This is a genomic window from Pseudomonas sp. P5_B2 (assembly GCF_056400445.1).
Genome location: NZ_JBFULH010000880.1, coordinates 1 through 1,411, shown reverse-complemented (window position 1 = coordinate 1,411; position 1,411 = coordinate 1). Strand labels below are relative to the sequence as shown.

Below are 1,411 nucleotides of genomic sequence, written 5' to 3'. Positions count from 1 at the left end.
CCGCTAAAACAGTTGTTTAAAATTACCTGAACCGGGGTTTTTGCGTKCGAAGCAACGTGACTGACCAGTCTCCGACAAAGCGTCTGGCCAGAGGGTCACGGACAGGATTGATTTACCGCTTGAACTCGAAATCCAGCGCCGCGCCTTCGACTTCGTGACGCTCATCATTGCGCAGTTGCAGTTGCATTTCATTATTGAGCAGTCGACCGTTGAGCTGAAACGGGCTGGTGCTGGTCTTGTCGCCAAACATGGGTGGCAGTAGCGCATCGTTTTGCGGCAACGGCATCGTACCGATCGGTTTCAATTCTTGTGCCATTTGCGGGGGCAATTTCAAGTCAAGTTTGGCAGGTGGGAGTTCGGTTTTCGCCACTTCGCTAGCCGCTTTCGACTTGGAGGCAATGGGTGGACGCTTTTTCACCACCTTCACGGGCTCGGTTTTTTTGGGCGGCGCCGGTTCTTCCGGAGTTTCGCCGGTCGCCGCTTTTTCCTGACCAGCCGCCACCCTGATGCCTTCAGCATGAACGGTCATCGACAGGCAAAAAAACAGACAGACGGCAGGCAAAATTGGTTTCATGAACCCAGCAGCAAAAAACGGCAGAAGGCCATATGCTCCCCTGTTGAACGCCACATGACAAGCACCGCCATTAACGACCGACTCAGAAGCCGCCGGCCGTTTCCTGGCAAAGTTGCGTTGCCAGCATCCCCAGGGTCATCAATGCACGTTCGGCCTCACGGTTCCAGGGTGTGCCGCAGTTCAGCCGAATGCAGTGATTGAACTGCTCGGTGTTACTGAAGATAAGCCCAGGCGCAATGCTGATGCCCTGCTGCAATGCCCGCACGTGCAATTCCTGTGTGTTGACCCGCCCAGGCAAACTGACCCACAAAATGAAGCCGCCGGTCGGCCGGGTCATCTGTGTGCCTTCAGGGAAGTATTGCTGGACCGCCAACTGGAAGGCGCTGAGGTTCTTGCGGTATTCCTGACGGATGTAGCGCAAATGGCGGTCGTAACCACCGTTTTCCAGATAGGCCGCAATACCCATTTGTGTGACACTGCAGGCCGAATGGGTACTGAACGTCTGCAAGCGCTGAATTTCTTGCTGATACTTGCCGGCAATCATCCAACCGATCCGCACGCCCGGCGACAGGGTTTTGGAAAAGCTTGAACAATAGATGACCCGATCCAGCCGATCATAGGCCTTGAGCGATTTGGTACGTCCCTGCTCGAACATCAGCTCGCCGTAAATATCGTCTTCGACAATCTGGATATCGAAATCCGACGCCAGGCGCAGCAACTGTTTTTGCCGCTCCTCGGGCATGGTCCCGCCCAGCGGATTGCTCAGGCGCGTGGTCAGCACCAGCGCCTTGATCGACCACTGGTTGGCTGCCAGTTGCAGGGCTTCGAGGCTCATGC

2 protein-coding genes are annotated in these 1,411 nt (G+C 55.7%); both read right to left on the bottom strand.

Annotated elements, in window-relative coordinates:
• Positions 1 to 112: 112 nt before the first annotated feature.
• Positions 113 to 574 carry a translation initiation factor 2 gene (locus AC1DRJ_RS27675; RefSeq protein WP_477804950.1) on the bottom strand — a complete coding sequence of 154 codons (462 nt, stop codon included), beginning with the start codon at positions 572 to 574 and terminating at the stop codon, positions 113 to 115.
• A gap of 82 nt (positions 575 to 656) precedes the next feature.
• Positions 657 to 1,411: aminotransferase-like domain-containing protein (locus tag AC1DRJ_RS27670; RefSeq protein WP_477804949.1), on the bottom strand; the 755-nt coding region annotated here is incomplete at its 5' end.